Origin of the sequence: Mesorhizobium australicum WSM2073 (assembly GCF_000230995.2) — a bacterium.
GTDB classification, from domain to species: domain Bacteria; phylum Pseudomonadota; class Alphaproteobacteria; order Rhizobiales; family Rhizobiaceae; genus Mesorhizobium; species Mesorhizobium australicum.
The window spans coordinates 101229-118045 of the sequence record NC_019973.1 but is presented as its reverse complement, the minus strand read 5'-3'; the positions used below and the strand labels follow the sequence as shown (position 1 = coordinate 118045).

The window sequence follows — 16817 nt, the reverse complement described above, 5'->3', positions numbered from 1 at the left end:
CCCAGCGGGGCGTCAATTCATGATGGCGGCCATGCGCTCGAGCGCAGCCGCGATTTTGTCGCGGTCGCATACGCATTCACGCGCGAAAGGTTGGCGATGGTCTCGGTACGCAGGTCATGGAACTGAGCGCGCGCACCATCGAAAGCGTAGCGCGCGCTGGACGATGATTGGGGCTGCACAAACGACAAGGACTGAAACCCCTCCCACCCGGAGCACCATGATGACTGCCCGTAAAGCCCTCCAGGCCGACAGTCGCCATCCATCCTGAATGCTTATCCAAAGCGCGGCGCTTTTCAAGGCAAAAGTTTTAAGCTTAAAAAGTTTCCTGGCTTGATCGCTTGTGCAACCCAGCGCTAGCGCGGGTCCTCCCGCGCCAGTTCGGCCCGGGCGGCGGCATAATTGGCCGCGGCGCCCGCACCCAGGTACATTGTGTCGCTGGCCAGGACGAAGAAGCTGGCGCCGATTGCCGCCCATTGGCCGATGGCCTGCGGGCTGGCGCAGAATATGCCGGAGGTCTTGTCGTGCGCGATCGTCACGCCGACGATCCTGCGGATCGCGTCCGTGAGCTTGTCGGCGCCCTTCGGTCCGATCGCATCGATCGACACGGAGAGATCGCCGGGGCCGACGAAGATCACGTCGACGCCGTCGACATCAGCGATCGCCTCGATGTTGGCCAATCCCTCTGAAGTCTCGACCTGGACCGCCACGACGATCCGGTCATTGGCGCCGGCTAGATATTCGGGAATGCGATAGCCATAACCGGCCGCGCGACCGGGTCCGACGCCGCGCTCGCCCCGTGGCGGATAGCGGGATGCTTTCACGGCCATTGCCGCCTGTGCCGGTGTCGAGACGCGTGGCACCAGCACGCCTTGCGCGCCGCTGTCCAGCGCCGCCTGGATGGCTTCGGGCGCGTGACCAGGAACGCGCACCATCGCCGGCACGCGGTGGACATCGGCGGCGCGCACCATGGTCTCGATGATGTCGCGTGAGATCTGGGCATGCTCCCAGTCGATGCAGAGGAAGTCGAGGCCGGACAGCGCCATCACTTCGACCGCGACGGGGTGAGGAATGGCAGCGAAGGAGCCGACGAGGTTGGCCTTGCCGGTGCAATTCTGGCGGAACTCGCTCATGCCTAGTCCTTTTCTCATCCCGCCAAATTCATATCGACAAACAGGCGCAGGGCGAAGCTATTTCATGCTTGAAATATTTTCGCGGAGCCGTAGCGTGCGATCTTCGCCGGGAGGTCGCGACATGAACAAAGCACATCCGCTGCACGGCTCCAACAAACTGAAGCTTGGCGTTTTCTCGACCAACGCCGATGGCGGCCTTGCCATATCGGATGTGCCGGAACGCTGGACGGCGAGCTGGCAGGACAATCTAACGGCCGCCCGGATCGCCGATCGCGCCGGGCTGGAGTTCATGTTGCCGATCGCGCGCTGGCGTGGCTTTGGCGGCCGCAACAAGGTGCGCGAGCGGTCCTTCGAGACCTTCACCTGGGCGGCGGCACTCAGCATGGCCACCGACCGGATCGGCCTGTTCATGACCGTGCACGTGCCGCTGGTGCATCCGCTCTATGCCGCCAAGGCGCTGGCGACGGTCGATCACATCAGCCAAGGCCGGGCCGGCCTGAACATCGTCTGCGGCTGGAACCCGAAGGAATTCGGCATGTTCGGCACGCCGCTGGTCGAGAAGGGCTACGACCAGGCGGCCGAATGGATCGAGATCCTCGAGAAGCTCTATGCATCGGCGGAGCCGCTGGACTACGAAGGCACCTATTATCACCTCAAGGAGGCGGTCAGCCGGCCGGCCAGCCTGCAGGTTCCGCGCCCCGTGACCATGAACGCCGCTTTCGGCGGCCCCGGCCGCGATTTCGCCGCGGCCCATTGCGACTACCTGTTCACGACCTTTTCCGAGATGGCCGATGCCGGCAAGCATGTCGCCGACATCAGCGAGCGAGCCGACAAGGTTGGCCGGCAGGTCGGCGTCTACACCGTGGCCCATGTCGTCTGCCGTCCGACCATGGAAGAGGCGCAGGCCTATTACAACAGATATGCCGTCGATCTGGCCGATCACGAGGCGGTCGATGCGCATATGGCCGGCAAGAAGGAATTCTCGCAGTCGCACGACCCGCATGCCTATGACCGCTACCGGCAGCGTTTCGCCGGCGGCGCCGGCACCTATCCGCTGGTTGGAACGCCGCAGACGATCGTCGCCGAAATGGCCGCCATTGCGGAGCACGGCTATCAAGGCATCGCCCTGTCCTTCGTCAACTACACGCAGGAGCTGCCCTATTTCTGCGACCACGTACTGCCGTTGCTCAGGCAGGCCGGGCTTCGCGGGTAGCAGCGATGCCAAGGGGATGATCGGTGGCCTAGCCAGGATTTCAACGTCGTCATCCCTGGGCGGAGCAGGAGCGAAGCTCCGTCGCGGAGACCCTGGGATCCATGCCGCGATCTTAGCGACGGAGTGCGGCGGAGCAGAATTCCGGACCGCTGCAACGCTTTGATTTCACGGCATGGATCCTGGGGTCTGCGCCGCGTCGCTGCGCTCCTTGCTTCGCCCCAGGATGACGAAGCGATGGGCGTTTATTCCGGAATAACGGCGGTCGCCTGGATCTCTACCTTGGCGCGGTCCTCGACCAGCGCCACCACCTGCATGGCGGCCATCGCTGGAAAATGCCGGCCGATCACCTCGCGATAGGCCTCGCCGATCCCCTTGAGGTTGCCGAGATATTCGGCCTTGTCGGTAAAATACCAGATCATCGAGGTGATGTGCCGTGGCTCCGCGCCGGCCTCGGCCAGCACCGCGACGATGTTCTGAAGCGTCTGCCGCACCTGGCCGGCGAAATCGTCGGTCTCGAACTGGCATTGCCCGTTCCAGCCGACCTGTCCGCCGACGAAGACGAGCCTGCCGCGCGCGGCCACGCCATTGGCGTAGCCGACCGGTTTTGCCCAGCCTTCCGGCTGCAGGATCTCGTGCATGTCGTCTCTCCGCCTGTCCAATATCGGGTCCGCAATATCCGTCTCGAAAACATTTCAGTCCGTGGTCACGACCTGTTCAGGCCGCGCCCATTACTTGCCGTGCGATCACAACCTTCTGCACGTCCGATGCGCCCTCGTAGATTCGCAGCGCGCGGATCTCGCGATACAGGCTCTCGACGACATGGCCCTTGCGGACACCATCGCCGCCATGCAGCTGCACCGCTTTGTCGATCACCTCCTGCGCCTTGTCGGTGGCGAACAGTTTGGCCATCGCCGCCTCGCGCGTCACCCGCGCCGCACCCATGTCCTTGGTCCATGCGGCGCGATAGACCAAAAGCGCCGCCGCATCGACGTCGAGCGCCATGTCGGCAATGTGTCCCTGCACCATCTGCAGTTCGGCCATCGGCGCGCCGAACAGTTTGCGCTCGGCCACCCGCTTGATGCTTTCATCGAGCGCGCGGCGGGCAAAGCCGAGTGCCGCAGCGCCGACGGTCGAGCGGAACACGTCGAGCACCGACATGGCGATGCGGAAACCGTCGCCAGGCTTGCCGATCAGGGCCGAGGCGGGCAACCGCACCCCGTCGAAAGACAAGCGCGCCAGTGGATGCGGCGCGATCACTTCCAGGCGTTCGGCGATACCGAGCCCCTTTGCATCGCCCGGCACCAGGAAGGCAGAGAGCCCCTTGGCTCCGGGCGCCTCGCCGGTGCGGGCGAAGACGACATAGATGTCCGCAATGCCGCCATTCGATATCCAGGTTTTTTCGCCCGTGAGAACATAGCTGTCGCCGTCACGGGTCGCCGCCATCTCCATGTTGGCGACATCAGATCCCGAACGCGGTTCCGATAGGGCGAAGGCTGATATCGCCTTGCCGGCGCGTGTCCTCGCAAGCCATTGCTGCTGCTCCGACGTGCCGAACAGGCTGAGCGCGCCGGTGCCGAGACCTTGCATGGCGAAAGCGAAATCGGCGAGGCCATCGTGGCGGGCCAGCGTCTCGCGCGTGATGCACAGGGCGCGCACGTCGAGTGGTGCGGGGTTGTCCGTATCGAGCGCCGTCGGCTTCAGCCAGCCGTCCCTGCCCAGTTTCGCGACCAGCTCGCGGCAGGCGGCGTCGACGTCGTGGTGGTCAACCGGCAGGTTTTTCGCGCACCAGGCGTCCAGATGCCCGGCGAGTTCGCGATGGCGGCTTTCGAAGAAGGGCCAGTTGAGGAAGGAGCGGTCAGGCATGGATATCTCCCGTTACGCCTCGTTCCGTCACACCCCCCTCTGGCCTGCCGGCCATCTCCCCCGCAAGGGGGGAGATTAGCGGTTTCACCGATGCCGCCCCTTCCTCAGAGCTGGTAATTGGCGAAAGCCAGAGTGACATCTGATCTCCCCCCTTGCGGGGGAGATGGCCGGCAGGCCAGAGGGGGGTGCCTAGGCAACAAGCCATCCTCAATTCCCCTCGAACACCGGCTTTTCCTTGGCCACGAAAGCCCGATACGCCCGTTCGAAATCGCGCGTCTGCATGCAGATCGCCTGCGCCTGTGCTTCCGCCTCGATCGCCTGATCGAGGCCCATCGACCATTCCTGGTTGAGCTGCGTCTTGGTGATGCCGTGGGCGAAGGTCGGGCCGGAGACGATGCGGGCGGCCATGTCGAGCGCGTCGGCCTCAAGTACGTCTGCCGCTACCAGCCTGTTATAGAACCCCCAGCGCTCGCCTTCCGTCGCTGTCATGGTTCGGCCGGTGTAGAGCAGTTCGGCGGCGCGGCCCTGGCCGATGATGCGCGGCAGGATCGCGCAGGCGCCCATGTCGCAGCCGGCAAGGCCGACCCGGGTGAACAGAAACGCCGTCTTGGCTTCCGGCGTGGCGATGCGGATATCCGAACTCATGGCGATGATGGCGCCGGCGCCGACCGCCACGCCGTCGACCGCGGCGATGATCGGCTTGCCGCAATTCAGCATCGCCTTGACGAAATCGCCGGTCATGCGGGTGAAGGCCAAGAGCTGCTTCATGTCCATCTTGACCAGCGGACCGATAATGTCGTGGACATCGCCGCCGGAGCAGAAATTGCCGCCATTGGAGAGGAACACCACGGCGTCGACGTCGTTAGCATAGACGAGATCGCGGAACGTGTCGCGCAGCTCGGCATAGCTGTCGAAGGTCAGCGGGTTCTTGCGCTCCGGCCGGTCAAGCCGGACCTTGGCGATCCTGCCCTCGACCTCCCACAGGAAATGCGTCGGCTTGAGGCCGGCCATTGCGGTCATTCGCGTCCCTCCCAGTTGCTGCGGAACGAGGTCAGCATGCCGGTCAGCCGGCGCGCATCCTCCTCGCTGACCTTGCCCAGCAATTCGCCGATCCAGCCCTCATGCGCGGCGGCGATGATGGCAAAGGACTTCGTACCTTCCTCGGTCAGCCGAACCATCGAGGTGCGGCGGTCGCCATTGCGGCGCGCGCGCGCCACCAGCCCTTCCGAAACCAGCCGGTCGACAATACCGGTGACATTGCCGTTGGACACCAGCAGGAAGCGCGACAGGTCGCTCATCAGCATGCCCTCCGGCGCGCGGTAAAGTGCTGCCATGACGTCGAAACGCGGCAACGTCGTGTCGAATTCCTTCTTCAGGCGCTCGCGCAGTTCGGCCTCGATCGTGCGCGAGGCGCGCAGCAGCCTGATCCACAGACGCAAGCGGTCCTTGCCGGGTCCCGATGGCAGGGGCAGGGGGCCGGCTACCATGTTTCACCTCCCGAGATCGAAATCGCCTGTCCGGTGATCGATTGCGCCGCGTCGCCACAAAGCCAAAGCACGGCTTCGGCAATTTCCCGCGGCTGGATGAAACGGCCTTGCGGATTGGTCGAGGCAAGACTGGCCCGCGCCTGTTCTGCCGAGCGGCCGGTCTTTTCGACGATGCGCTGGATGGACTCCTCCAGCATGTCGGTCTCGACGAAGCCTGGGCACACGGCGTTGACGGTGACACCGGATTTCGCCGTCTCGGCGGCCAGCGCCCGCATCAGGCCGACGACGCCATGCTTGGCCGCGACGTAGGGCGCGACATAGGCGTAGCCCTTCAGACCTGCCGTGGAGGCGATGAACACGATGCGGCCTGCCTTGCGCGCGGCCATGCCGGCCAGCGCCGGTTTCACCGTCAGGAAGGCGCCGGTCAGATTGACGTCGAGCGTCCGCTGCCAGTCGGCCAGCGGGATCTTGTGCGCCGGCGTGCTGCCGGCCATGCCGGCATTGGCAATGACGATATCGAACGGCCCGCGCGCGGCTTCAGCCTGCGCGTAGAGCGCCGCCGTTTCGGTCTCGCTCGTGACATCGGCGGCAATGCCGAAGATGCGGCCGCTTTGACCCGCGACCTTTGCGAGCTCCGTTTCCCGCCGGCCGCAGATGGTCACATCAACGCCGGCGCCGGCCAGTTCCAGGGCGATTGCCCGGCCGACGCCGGAGCCGCCGCCGGTGACCAGTGCGTGCTTGCCCGCGATCATGTGGCAATCCTCGAAGGTCGGCGCTGCCTCTTGCGCCAGATCGAAGCCATGACATGCACAGACATTCTGGGACTGGCGATTGGCCCGATGCTTGGTTGCCAGGTGGTTCCCCCAATCCGGCGTTGCTTCGCAACGCCACCTTTCCCCCCTCCGGAGGGAAAGGAAGGGAGCCTCATGAGACGAGCATCGGCGGCAGAGGGGTCGCGCCGTTCCTCTACCCCGTCGATCGGGGGAGAGGTGGATCGGCGAAGCCGAGACGGAGTGGGGGTCGACCAGCGCAGTGCAAGACCATGCATGCGCGACGCCCCCCTGCATGCTGCGGGAAGGTGCCGGCAGGCGGATGAGGGGCAGCGTGGCGAACGAAAAACACTCATACTTTCAGCCCCGCCGCCGCATCGCGCTCGGCCAGCCGGTAGAGCTGGTCGCGGCCGGGCAGATAGGGATCCGGCCATTTGACTCCGCGGTCGCCGAGCGTGACGGCCGCGTGCAATGTCCAGTACGGATCGGCGAGATGCGGCCTCGCCAGTGCCACAAGGTCGGCGCGGCCGGCCATCAGGATCGAATTGACATGGTCCGGCTCGTAGATGTTGCCGACCGCCATCGTCGCCATGCCGACCTCGTTGCGGATGCGGTCGGAAAACGGCGTCTGGAACATGCGGCCATAGACCGGCTTTGCCAGCACCGAAGTTTGTCCTGCCGAGACGTCGCAAATGTCGACGCCGGCCTCATGCAACAGCCGCGCGATCTCGACCGCGTCGGCGGGTGTCACGCCTTCGATGCCGACCCAGTCATTGGCAGAAATACGCATCGAGATCGGCTTGTGCGCCGGCCAGGCGGCGCGCACCGCGTGGAAAACCTCGAGGGGATAGCGCATGCGGTTTTCCAGCGAACCGCCATAGGCGTCCGTGCGGCGGTTGGTGACCGGCGTGATGAAGGACGACAGGAGATAGCCATGGGCGGCGTGGATCTCCAACATGTCGAAGCCGCAGCGATCGGCCATCTGCGCCGAAGCCACGAACTCGTCGCGCACTCTGTCCATGTCGGCGCGGTCCATCGCCTTCGGCACCTGATTCTGCGGCGACCACGCCACGGCGGATGCCGCCATGACTGGCCAGTTGCCTGATGCCAGCGGTACGTCTGTTCCTTCCCAGCCGAGCCGGGTCGAACCCTTGGCGCCGGAATGGCCGATCTGCGCGCAGATCTTCGCTTCGGTCTCGGTATGGACGAAGCCGACCAGCCGTTTCCAAGCCGCCTCATGTTCAGGCGCGTAGAAGCCCGGGCAGCCGGGCGTGATGCGCCCTTCCGGACTGACGCAAGTCATCTCGATATAGATGAGCCCGGCGCCGCCCTTGGCACGCTCGGCATAGTGGGTGAAATGCCAGTCCGTCGGGCACCCGTCGACGGCCTTGTACTGCGCCATCGGCGAGACAACGACGCGGTTTAGCAGCCGCATGTCGCGCAGCTTGAACGGCGCGAACATCGGCGCCCGGCGCAGCCTGTTGCCACCGGCACCCGCCTGGCGCTGGAACCATTCTTCGGCGCCGCCCAGCCATTCGGCATCGCGCAGCCGCAGATTCTCGTGGCTGATGCGTTGCGAGCGGGTCAAAAGCGAATAGTTGAACTGCACCGGATCGAGGCCGAGATAGCGCTCGACCTCCTCGAACCATTCCAGCGAATTGCGCGCCGCCGACTGCAGCTTCAGCACCTCGGTGCGGCGCGCGTCCTCATACTTGCTGAAGGCGGCGTCGAGGTCCGGTTCGGTTTCGACATACTCGGCCAGCGCCACCGCGCTTTCCAGCGCCAGCTTGGTGCCGGAGCCGATCGAGAAATGGGCCGAAGCCGCCGCGTCGCCCATCAGCGCCAGATTCTTGTAGGACCAGCGCTCGCACAGCACGCGCGGGAAGTTGATCCAGGCCGAGCCACGGATATGGTTGGCGTTGGTCATCAGCGCGTGGCCGCCAAGATGCTTGGCAAAGATGCGCTCGCACACCGCGATGGACTCCTGCTGCGACATCGCGCCGAAGCCGAAGGCGGCCCAGGTCTGTTCGCTGCATTCGACGATGAAGGTCGCGGTGTCGCTGTCGAACTGGTAGGCGTGCGCCCACACCCAACCGTGCTCGGTCTTTTCGAAAATGAAAGTAAACGCGTCGTCGAATTTCTGGTGAGTGCCGAGCCACACGAACTTGCATTTGCGGGTGTCGATGTCTGGCTTGAAGATGTCGACGAATGTGTTGCGTGCCTTCGAGTTCAGCCCGTCGGCGGCGACGACCAGGTCATGGCTTTCCATGTAGGGCCGGGGATCGGCGATGTCGGTCTCGAACATCAGCTTGACGCCGAGCTCGCGCGCGCGCCGCTGCAACAGGATCAAGAGCCGCTTGCGGCCGATGCCGCAGAAGCCGTGGCCTGAGGATACAGTGCGAACGCCGTCATGGACCACGGCGATGTCGTCCCAATACGCGAAATGCTTCTTGATCCAGACGGCGCTGACCGGATCATTCTCAGCAAGATTGTCGAGCGTCTCGGCCGACAGGACCACGCCCCAGCCGAACGTGTCGTCGGCGCGGTTGCGCTCGAACACCGTCACATCATGCGCGGCGTCCCTAAGCTTCATCGAAATGGCGAAGTAAAGGCCGGCTGGTCCGCCGCCGAGAACCGCAACCTTCATCTGTGCGATCTCCTCTTCGCTTGCTGGAGTTCAGTATCGCGCCGGGGCCAAGATATTTCAAGCTTAAAGTTTTATGCCGAAATGATTATGCAAAATAGCGGGCCGCGCGCTCGCGCATCGGCGCAAGCGCGCGGCCCGGGGGTCACTTTTCCGGGTTCTTTGGGCTCCACAGCACCGTTTCGGCACCCTTCTCGTACGCCATGCCGTCGGGATAGCTGATCGCCTCCAGCTGCAATCCCCAGGGCGCCTGGAAATAGAGGATGGTCTGGCCGGCGGCGGGTCCTTCCTTGACCGGCAGCGGCCCCAATCTGGTCTTGACGCCTTTGGCGTCGAGATAGGCTTTCGCCGCCGCGACGTCGTCGACATAGAAGGCGATGTGAAAACCGCCAATGTCGCTGTTTTTCGCTGTCAGATCCTTCTGGTCGGGCGCGGTATATTTGAACAGCTCGATGTTCGATCCCGTGCCGCAGCGGACCATGGTGACCTGCTCGATGACAGCCTTCGGATCGACGCCGAGCAGGTCCTGCATGAAGGTGCCCTTGTCGTCGGCGAACGGGCCGAACGACATCGCCTTCTTGCAGCCGACGACCTCGGTGAAGAAGTCGACCGCCTGCTTCATGTCGGGAACCGTGATGCCGGTATGGTCGTGCCCGCGCATGCCGGGGATCGAGCTCGCCGAGGCCATGCCGGCGCTGCCCAGAACAGTGGCGGCGAGCACCGCAAATCGTATTGTTGTCTTCATGTTTGTTCTCCTCCGTTTGGCGGGACTTGGTTAGCCTTCGATCGCACGTCCGAAGCCCGTTTTTCGGCGTGCGGTTGTTTTCATGTCGGGACCCTTGCCGTTGGGATGTTCAGCCAGTCCGGATCGATTTCCGGCAGCGGAATGGCGGCGAGCAGGTCGCGCGTGTAGCTCTGCCGCGGCATGTCGAACAGCGCGTCCGTGGCGCTCGCTTCCACGATGCTGCCTTCGCGCATGACGATCACCTGCCGGCACAGCCGCCGGATGACCGACAGATCGTGGCTGATGAAGGCGACCGTCAGGCCCATCTCCGCGGCAAGCTTCTCCAGCAGGGTCAGGATCTGCGCCTGCGTCGAGACGTCGAGGCCGGAGACGATCTCGTCGGCCAGCACGAATTTCGGCGACAGCGCCAGCGCGCGGGCAATGCCGACGCGCTGGCGTTGGCCGCCCGACAGTTCGTGCCGGTAGCGGCTGGCAAAGCTCTGCGGCAGGCCGACCCGCTGCAGCGCTTCGGCGACACGATCCCTGAGATTGTCGCCAAGTCCATTTTGCTTGAGCGGCGCGGCGATGATGCTGGCGATGGTGCGGCGCGGATTGAGCGACGACATCGGATCCTGGAAGATCATCTGCAGATCGCGGCGCAGGGGCCGCAACTCCGTCTCCCGCAGATGCGTGATGTCGCGGCCGTCGAAGCTGATGCTGCCGGCGCTCGGCTCCAGCAGTCGCACCAGGGCACGGCCGAGCATCGACTTGCCGGATCCGGATTCGCCGACGATGCCGGTCACCGAGCCCCTCGGCAGGTCGAAATCGAGACCCTTCAGGATCTCGGCCAAAGGCGCGCGGCCGATCAGCGGCTTGCGCGTCATGTCGGGCAGCGCCACCTTCAGCCCGCGCACGGAAAACAGCGGCTCAGCCATGAGGTTGCCTCCAACCCTGGTCGGCCGCGGCGATCTCGGCGGCAAGCCCTGCCAACACCGTCTCGTCCACCGGCTTAAGCGAGGCGAGGGGATCGGTGTAGCGCGGCGTGGCGGCCATCAGCGCCCGCGTATAAGGGTGCTGCGGGGCGGCGAAGAGAGCAGCCGTTTCGGCCTCTTCCACCACCTTGCCGGCATAGAGCACCGAGACTTTCTGGCTGATCTTGGCGACGACGCCGAGATCGTGGGTGACGAACAGGATCGCGGTGCCATGTTCGCGCTGCAACGCAGCGATGAGCCGCAGGATCTGCTTCTGCACGGTGACGTCGAGGGCCGTGGTCGGCTCGTCGGCGACGATCAGCCGTGGCTCGGCTGCGAAGGCGGCGGCAATCAGCACGCGCTGGCGCATGCCGCCGGACAATTCGTGCGGATAGCTCTTCAGCACGCGGTCGGGGTCGCGGATCTGCACCTCATCAAGCAACTGCCGGATACGCCGATCGGCCTTGTCTCCGCTCCAGCCGAGAATGCGCACCAGACGGTCGGTCATCTGGGGGCCGATGCGGCGCGAGGGGTTGAGTGCGGTCAGCGGATCCTGCGGGATCAGCGCCGTGCGCGCGCCGATCAGCGTGCGCCGCGCTTTTGGCGGGAGTTTGCCGAGGTCTTCGCCCTCGAGTCTCATGTAGCCTTCGACGATGCGCACGCTCGACGGCAACACACCAAGCACCGCCTTGCCGATCATCGTCTTGCCGGCGCCGCTTTCGCCGACAAGCGCGCGGACCTCGCCGGGTTGTACCGAGAGCGATACCGAGCGCAGCACGCGCTGGCCGTTGGCCAGCACCGCGCTTAGATTATTTATCTCGAGACAGGCGCTCATCGCAGCACCGGATCGAAACGCGTCTTCAGCGCCTCGCCGAACTGGCTGAATGACAGCACGGTGAGGATCAGCGTGATTAGCGGAAACACCAGCACCCACCAGGCCTGATGGATCGACAGCCGGCCCTCGGCGATGATGCCGCCCCAGGTCGGATCGTCGGTCGAGATCGACAGATTGACGAAGGACAGGATCGCCTCGACGATGACGGCGATGCCCATCTCCAGCGACAGCAGCGCCACGATCGACGGTACCACATTGGGCAGCACTTCGCGCAGCATGATGCCGAAGCGGCCATAGCCGGCGATACGGGCATTCTCGACATAGTCCATGCGCGACTGCCCCATCGCCTCGGCGCGGATCACCCGGCAGAAACGCGTCCAGTCGATGATGGCGATGGCGAGGATGACGGAGCTCAAGCCCGTGCCGAGCACGGCGACCAGGAGGATGGCGAACAGCACCGGCGGGAAGGCCATCCAGATGTCGACGATGCGCGAGATGATGCGGTCCGCCCAGCCGCCGAAATAGCCCGCGACCAGCCCTAATGTGGAGCCCACCACGCAGGCGGCGATGGCCGCCGCGAAAGCAACGTTGAAGGCGATGCGGCCGCCGAAGATCAGGCGCGAGAGCAGGTCGCGGCCGAGGCTGTCGGTGCCGAGCCAATAGCCCGGCTCGGCGCCATCGAGCCAGAACGGCGGCAGACGTTCCAGCATCAAATCCTGCGCCAGCGGATCCTGCGGCGCGACCAGCGGCGCGAAGATCGCGGCCAGCAGCGCCAGCAGCAGCCAGCCGCCGGCGAGCCACAGCCTCGGGCTCGATCCGCGCCTGATGATGCGTGCCTCATCCATGGCGCAGCCTCGGATTGAGCAGCGCATACATCATGTCGACGGCGAGGTTGATCAGCACGAACAGCAGCGCGAAGACCAGCACGATGCCCTGGATCAGCGGCAGGTCGCGGTTGATGACGGCGTCGATCGCCATGTTGCCGAGGCCCTCATAGGAGAACAGCCGCTCGACGATGACGGTGCCGCCGATGAGGAAGGTGAACTGCACGCCGATGAGCGTCAGCGTCGGCAGCGCGGCGTTCTTCAGCGCCTCGCGCAAGATGACCTGCGTTTCCGAAAACCCCTTGACCCGCGCCAGCACGACATAGTCGAGGTCGAGCACCTCCTTCAGCGACTGCTTCAGTAGCTGTGCGATGATGGCCGCGAGCGGCAGCGCCAGCGCCATGGCTGGCATCAGCATGTGCTTCAAGAGGTCCCAGGTGAGGTCGAAGCGCAGCCGAAGCAGGCTCTCGAAGAAGTAGAACTGGGTGACGAAGGGCAGGTCGAGCTGCGGCGACACGCGGCCGGAAATGTCGAAGATCGGCACCAGCACGCCGAACAACAGGATCAGCACCAGGCCCCAGAGAAAATCGGGGATGGAAAGCGCGGCACCGCTGGCGATGTCGATGCCGGCCTCGACCGCCGTGCCGCGCTCGCGCGCGCCCAGGATCGCCGTCGTGCCGCCGATCGCCACCGCCATGATGAGCGCGACGATGGCAAGCTCCAGCGTTACCGGCAGCCGGTTGAAGACGAGGCCAAGCACGTCTTGCCGCAGCGAGATCGAGGTGCCGAAATCGCCTTTGACGACGCCGGACAGCCAGATGAAGAACTGCTGCACGATCGTCTTGTCGAGCCCATAGAGCGCACGCAGACGGGCGATGTCGTCATTGGTGGCGCCGGGCGGCAACATCATGGCGATCGGATCGCCGGGCGCGACGCGGATGACCACGAATACGACGACGGCCACGCCGAACAGCGTGATCAGCATCGTCAGCAGACGGATCAGGAATCGTTGCAGGAGCATGTAAATCTTTGCAGGAGCCCGCAGGCTCATATGCGTGTAGAAATGCGCGCCGTCGCTATGGACGGCGCGCGGTAAGCCCAGGCTGATATCAGGCCGGGGTCATCAGGGCCGGCAGCAGCGCGCCGGAAATATGCTGCACCACCTTGACGCCCTTCGCATGCACGATCGGTTGCGCATACTGCATAAGCGGCAGCACGTAGGCCTGCTCGGCGATGTATTTATCGACCGCCTTCCACCCGGCGATGCGCTTGGTCTCGTCCTTCTCTCCCCACAGCGGGTTGATCATGTCGATCAGGTCCTGGCTGTCCCAGACCGAATGCGGGCTCGGCCCATACATGGCAAAGCCGGTCGACGTGGTCGGGTCGCCAATGGCGTTGCCCCAATTGTAGAAGGCCGCCGGCGCCAGCTTGTCGGCGGCGCGCAGTTCGTAGTGCTTGGCGATCTCGTAGACCTCGATCGTGGCCTCGATGCCGACCTTGCGCCACATGCCGACGATCGCCTGGATCATTTCATAGTCCTTGGGCTTGAAGCCCTTGGTCGTCTGGATGGTGAACTTGACCGGCTTTTCCGGCGAATAGCCTGAAGCCGCCAGCAGCTCCTTGGCCTTTTCCGGATTGTGCTCGACCTTGATCGAGGCATCGTAGGCCGCGTATTCCGGCGTTTCCAGCGTGGCGAGCGGCTGGCCGTAGCCGCGCAGCAGCCGCTTGACCAGAAGCTCCTTGTCGACCGCCATGACGGCTGCCTGGCGCACGTTCTTGTCCAGCATCGCTTCGATGTCGTTGAAGAAGATCATGCCGATGTCGGAAACATTCTTGATCGACCCGGCAAGCCCGTCCTTGGCGATCAGCCGGTCGTACTCTTCATAGGGGATTTCGAGCGTCACCTGCGAGGAACCGGATTCGATCTCGGCGACACGGCTCGCCGCGTCGGTGACGAATTTGATCGTCACGTTCTCGAATGCCGGCTTGCCGCCCCAGTATTTCGGATTGGCCTTGAGCCGCAGGAAGGCGTTGCGTTCGAACTTCTCGACCATGTAGGGGCCGGTTCCTATCGGAGCCTTCTCGAAACCTTCGGCACCGACCTTCTCGTAATAGGCCTTCGGCATGATGTAGCCGGTGAGGAACGACATCCATTTGAAATAGACCGGGTCGAACTGCACGACATCGCCCGTGATCTTGTTGCCGTCGATCTTGAAATTGTTGACGTTCTTCCACACGAACTGGATCGGGTTGCCGGTCTTTTCATCGCCCGCCCGCTGCAACGACCAGACCACGTCCTCGGGCGTGAACGGCGAGCCGTCATGCCAGGTTACACCCTCGCGCACCGTCATCATGATCTTGGTGCGGTCCTCGTTCCAGCCCCATTCGGTGAGCAGGCCCGGCGCGAAGGACAGGTCCGGCTTCTGCGGGATGAACTGGTCGAACACCGACTGGTAGAGGCCCTGGATGGTCGGGTTGACGGCCGACGGTCCGGTGGTCGGGTCCCAGGACGGCAGGTTGACATTATAGGCGATGGTCAACTCGCCGGCGGCGGCATTGGCCATCTTGGGCAGGCCGACAGCGGCCACACCAAGTGCCGCGGCACTGTATCCCAGTAATTCGCGTCTGTTGATTGTCATGGTCGTTCCCCTTGTTGGTTTATTTGTCTTTTGCGCGGCTTCGTCCGGTCATTGGTTCGGGCTTCGTCGGCAGCAGCGCTTGCCTCTCGTCGCCTTCATGAAATCGTCTGGCCTACCTCCCGCCAAGCTGTTGCGCGAGCATGAAGCCCGAGGCGGCACCCGTGCCGGCACCGGGCCATGTCGCGGCGCCGGTGAGATGCAGATTGCTGATCGGCGTGTCCCAGCCGGCATAGCCGCGCGCCGGACGGAACAAGAAGTTCTGCGCCAGATGATGGCTGCCGCAGACCTGGTCGCCGCCGACGAGGTTCGGGTTCTCGCGCTCGAGGTCGATCGGCGAAAACACGGCGCGGCCGAGGATCTTCGCACGCAGCCTAGGTGCGTAGGTCTCGATGATGTCGAGCACGCGGTCGGCATAGGCCTCCTTGACCTGGTCCCAATGCGCTAGTGCGATCCTGGCCGAGGCGTCGCCCGCGATTTCGGCGGGCAGCATGCGCACCTGCACCCACAGAACATGTTTGCCTTGAGGCGCGCGCGACGGATCGACCGCCGTCGGTTGGCCGACGACCAGCACCGGCTCGTCCGGCAGCACGCCCGCCATCGCCTGCTGATAGGTGCGCGACATCTGCTCGAGCGATGGCGCCAGATGCACATAGGCGAACTGTCGAAGCTCTGCCCCGGCGCGCCAGTCCGGCAGGTCGTCCAGCGCCAGGTGGATCATCATCGTGCCCGGCGCATGGCGGAATTTTTGCATCGCCATGTCGAAGCCGGCGTCGCCCGAACCGACCGGCAGCAACTTGCCGGCCAGCGCCTTGGGCGTGACGCCGGCAATCACCGCCTTGGTGGCCGTATGCGTCTCGCCGGAAGCAAGCCGCACACCGGTCGCCTTGCCACCGGAGACGGTTATCTCGGCGACATCGGCGCCGGTGACGATCCTGCCGCCGGCCGATGTGACAATGCCGGCCAGCGCCCGGATGATCGTGTCGGCGCCACCCTTGCCCAGCACCATGCCAAAACTCTGGTTGGCCATCGATTCCAGATAGGGGAACACCGCGCCGCCGGCGATGTCGGGCGCGAAGTCGAGATGCATGCCCCAGGTGGCGAGCGTCGCCCTGATGTGTGGAGACTCGAAATTTTCCTCCAGCCAGGCACGCGGCGACGACAGCAACAGCCGGCCGGTGTCGAGCGCGCCGGAAACACCTTTTTTGCGCCACAGGTTCCAGGCGGTGCTTGCAAGCGCCCGGGCGCTCATCGGCGAGCCCAGCAGCTTGAACAAATGCTCGGCCTCGGCTGGGAAAGCGGCAATCAGCCTGCGCCACGTCGCGGCATCGGCGGCTGAAAAGGCCGCCATGCGGCCGGCGGTCTTTTCCAGGTCGTTGCTGACGCCGAACCAGCGACCGTCCGGAAAGGCGCTGGCGAAACAGTCGGCGACAGGCGCGAATTCCAGCCCCTGCGCTTTCAATTCATTTGCATATTTCCGGTGGAAGGCGGAGCCGGCGAACAGGCTCAGATTCATCGCACCGAGATCGTGGCGGAAGCCCGGAAGCGTGAATTCGCGGGTCTGGACGGCTCCACCGATTGTTGTATTGCGCTCGAAAACCCCGGTTTTCCAACCCTTGAGCGCCAGATGCGCGGCGCATGCCAGAGTGTTGTGGCCCGCCCCGACAAAGATGGCGTCGAACTCGCTCACGCCCCGTTCCCATTTCCTTTATGCTTAAAG

15 protein-coding genes are annotated in these 16817 nt (G+C 64.4%); 1 reads left to right on the top strand and 14 read right to left on the bottom strand.

Annotated elements, in window-relative coordinates:
* Positions 1–353: 353 nt before the first annotated feature.
* On the bottom strand, positions 354–1130 hold the full coding sequence (locus MESAU_RS00550; RefSeq protein WP_015314094.1) for an HpcH/HpaI aldolase family protein: 777 nt from the start codon (positions 1128–1130) through the stop codon (positions 354–356).
* A gap of 121 nt (positions 1131–1251) precedes the next feature.
* Between MESAU_RS00550 and MESAU_RS00545 the strand changes: the two genes are divergently transcribed.
* Positions 1252–2343 carry an LLM class flavin-dependent oxidoreductase gene (locus tag MESAU_RS00545; RefSeq protein WP_015314093.1) on the top strand — a complete coding sequence of 364 codons (1092 nt, stop codon included), beginning with the start codon at positions 1252–1254 and terminating at the stop codon, positions 2341–2343.
* Between the two features lie 242 nt (positions 2344–2585).
* Here the strand turns inward: MESAU_RS00545 and MESAU_RS00540 are convergent, their stop codons facing one another.
* From MESAU_RS00540 to MESAU_RS00480, 13 genes are all read right to left on the bottom strand, one after another.
* Complete coding sequence (locus tag MESAU_RS00540) at positions 2586–2981, bottom strand: RidA family protein (protein ID WP_015314092.1); 396 nt, start codon at positions 2979–2981, stop codon at positions 2586–2588.
* Positions 2982–3057: 76 nt separating this feature from the next.
* Positions 3058–4206 carry an acyl-CoA dehydrogenase family protein gene (locus MESAU_RS00535; protein ID WP_015314091.1) on the bottom strand — a complete coding sequence of 383 codons (1149 nt, stop codon included), beginning with the start codon at positions 4204–4206 and terminating at the stop codon, positions 3058–3060.
* Positions 4207–4413: 207 nt separating this feature from the next.
* The gene (locus MESAU_RS00530) at positions 4414–5226 is read right to left on the bottom strand and encodes an enoyl-CoA hydratase family protein (RefSeq protein ID WP_015314090.1); all 813 of its coding nucleotides are present in this window, start codon (positions 5224–5226) and stop codon (positions 4414–4416) included.
* Positions 5223–5693, bottom strand: a complete 471-nt coding sequence (locus MESAU_RS00525) for a MarR family winged helix-turn-helix transcriptional regulator (protein WP_015314089.1) — start codon at positions 5691–5693, stop codon at positions 5223–5225. The genes MESAU_RS00530 and MESAU_RS00525 overlap by 4 nt, the downstream gene beginning before the upstream one ends.
* Positions 5687–6445, bottom strand: a complete 759-nt coding sequence (locus MESAU_RS00520) for an SDR family NAD(P)-dependent oxidoreductase (protein ID WP_015314088.1) — start codon at positions 6443–6445, stop codon at positions 5687–5689. The genes MESAU_RS00525 and MESAU_RS00520 overlap by 7 nt, the downstream gene beginning before the upstream one ends.
* Before the next feature lie 370 nt (positions 6446–6815).
* A complete protein-coding gene (locus MESAU_RS00515; protein ID WP_015314087.1) occupies positions 6816–9110 on the bottom strand; it encodes a bifunctional salicylyl-CoA 5-hydroxylase/oxidoreductase in 2295 nt (764 codons plus the stop codon).
* A gap of 142 nt (positions 9111–9252) precedes the next feature.
* The gene (locus MESAU_RS00510) at positions 9253–9852 is read right to left on the bottom strand and encodes a VOC family protein (protein ID WP_015314086.1); all 600 of its coding nucleotides are present in this window, start codon (positions 9850–9852) and stop codon (positions 9253–9255) included.
* Between the two features lie 80 nt (positions 9853–9932).
* Positions 9933–10766 (bottom strand): ATP-binding cassette domain-containing protein, encoded by an 834-nt coding sequence (locus MESAU_RS00505; protein ID WP_015314085.1) that lies wholly within the window; start codon positions 10764–10766, stop codon positions 9933–9935.
* Positions 10759–11637 carry an ABC transporter ATP-binding protein gene (locus MESAU_RS00500; RefSeq protein WP_015314084.1) on the bottom strand — a complete coding sequence of 293 codons (879 nt, stop codon included), beginning with the start codon at positions 11635–11637 and terminating at the stop codon, positions 10759–10761. The genes MESAU_RS00505 and MESAU_RS00500 overlap by 8 nt, the downstream gene beginning before the upstream one ends.
* Complete coding sequence (locus tag MESAU_RS00495; protein WP_015314083.1) at positions 11634–12482, bottom strand: ABC transporter permease; 849 nt, start codon at positions 12480–12482, stop codon at positions 11634–11636. Before MESAU_RS00495 ends, MESAU_RS00500 begins: the two co-directional genes overlap by 4 nt.
* On the bottom strand, positions 12475–13482 hold the full coding sequence (locus tag MESAU_RS00490; protein ID WP_015314082.1) for an ABC transporter permease: 1008 nt from the start codon (positions 13480–13482) through the stop codon (positions 12475–12477). Before MESAU_RS00490 ends, MESAU_RS00495 begins: the two co-directional genes overlap by 8 nt.
* Positions 13483–13570: 88 nt before the next feature.
* A complete protein-coding gene (locus tag MESAU_RS00485; protein ID WP_015314081.1) occupies positions 13571–15100 on the bottom strand; it encodes an ABC transporter substrate-binding protein in 1530 nt (509 codons plus the stop codon).
* A gap of 112 nt (positions 15101–15212) precedes the next feature.
* Positions 15213–16787 (bottom strand): phytoene desaturase family protein, encoded by a 1575-nt coding sequence (locus tag MESAU_RS00480; RefSeq protein ID WP_015314080.1) that lies wholly within the window; start codon positions 16785–16787, stop codon positions 15213–15215.
* Between the last annotated feature and the right edge of the window lie 30 nt (positions 16788–16817).

Coding starts and splice junctions, on each gene's coding strand:
- MESAU_RS00490 (WP_015314082.1), bottom strand. CDS start 13,482: ATGCTCCTGCAACGATTCCTGATCCGTCTGCTGACGATGCTGATCACG.
- MESAU_RS00510 (WP_015314086.1), bottom strand. CDS start 9,852: ATGAAGACAACAATACGATTTGCGGTGCTCGCCGCCACTGTTCTGGGC.
- MESAU_RS00545 (WP_015314093.1), top strand. CDS start 1,252: ATGAACAAAGCACATCCGCTGCACGGCTCCAACAAACTGAAGCTTGGC.
- MESAU_RS00500 (WP_015314084.1), bottom strand. CDS start 11,637: ATGAGCGCCTGTCTCGAGATAAATAATCTAAGCGCGGTGCTGGCCAAC.
- MESAU_RS00530 (WP_015314090.1), bottom strand. CDS start 5,226: ATGACCGCAATGGCCGGCCTCAAGCCGACGCATTTCCTGTGGGAGGTC.
- MESAU_RS00515 (WP_015314087.1), bottom strand. CDS start 9,110: ATGAAGGTTGCGGTTCTCGGCGGCGGACCAGCCGGCCTTTACTTCGCC.
- MESAU_RS00525 (WP_015314089.1), bottom strand. CDS start 5,693: ATGGTAGCCGGCCCCCTGCCCCTGCCATCGGGACCCGGCAAGGACCGC.
- MESAU_RS00485 (WP_015314081.1), bottom strand. CDS start 15,100: ATGACAATCAACAGACGCGAATTACTGGGATACAGTGCCGCGGCACTT.
- MESAU_RS00520 (WP_015314088.1), bottom strand. CDS start 6,445: ATGATCGCGGGCAAGCACGCACTGGTCACCGGCGGCGGCTCCGGCGTC.
- MESAU_RS00495 (WP_015314083.1), bottom strand. CDS start 12,482: ATGGATGAGGCACGCATCATCAGGCGCGGATCGAGCCCGAGGCTGTGG.
- MESAU_RS00540 (WP_015314092.1), bottom strand. CDS start 2,981: ATGCACGAGATCCTGCAGCCGGAAGGCTGGGCAAAACCGGTCGGCTAC.
- MESAU_RS00550 (WP_015314094.1), bottom strand. CDS start 1,130: ATGAGCGAGTTCCGCCAGAATTGCACCGGCAAGGCCAACCTCGTCGGC.
- MESAU_RS00535 (WP_015314091.1), bottom strand. CDS start 4,206: ATGCCTGACCGCTCCTTCCTCAACTGGCCCTTCTTCGAAAGCCGCCAT.
- MESAU_RS00505 (WP_015314085.1), bottom strand. CDS start 10,766: ATGGCTGAGCCGCTGTTTTCCGTGCGCGGGCTGAAGGTGGCGCTGCCC.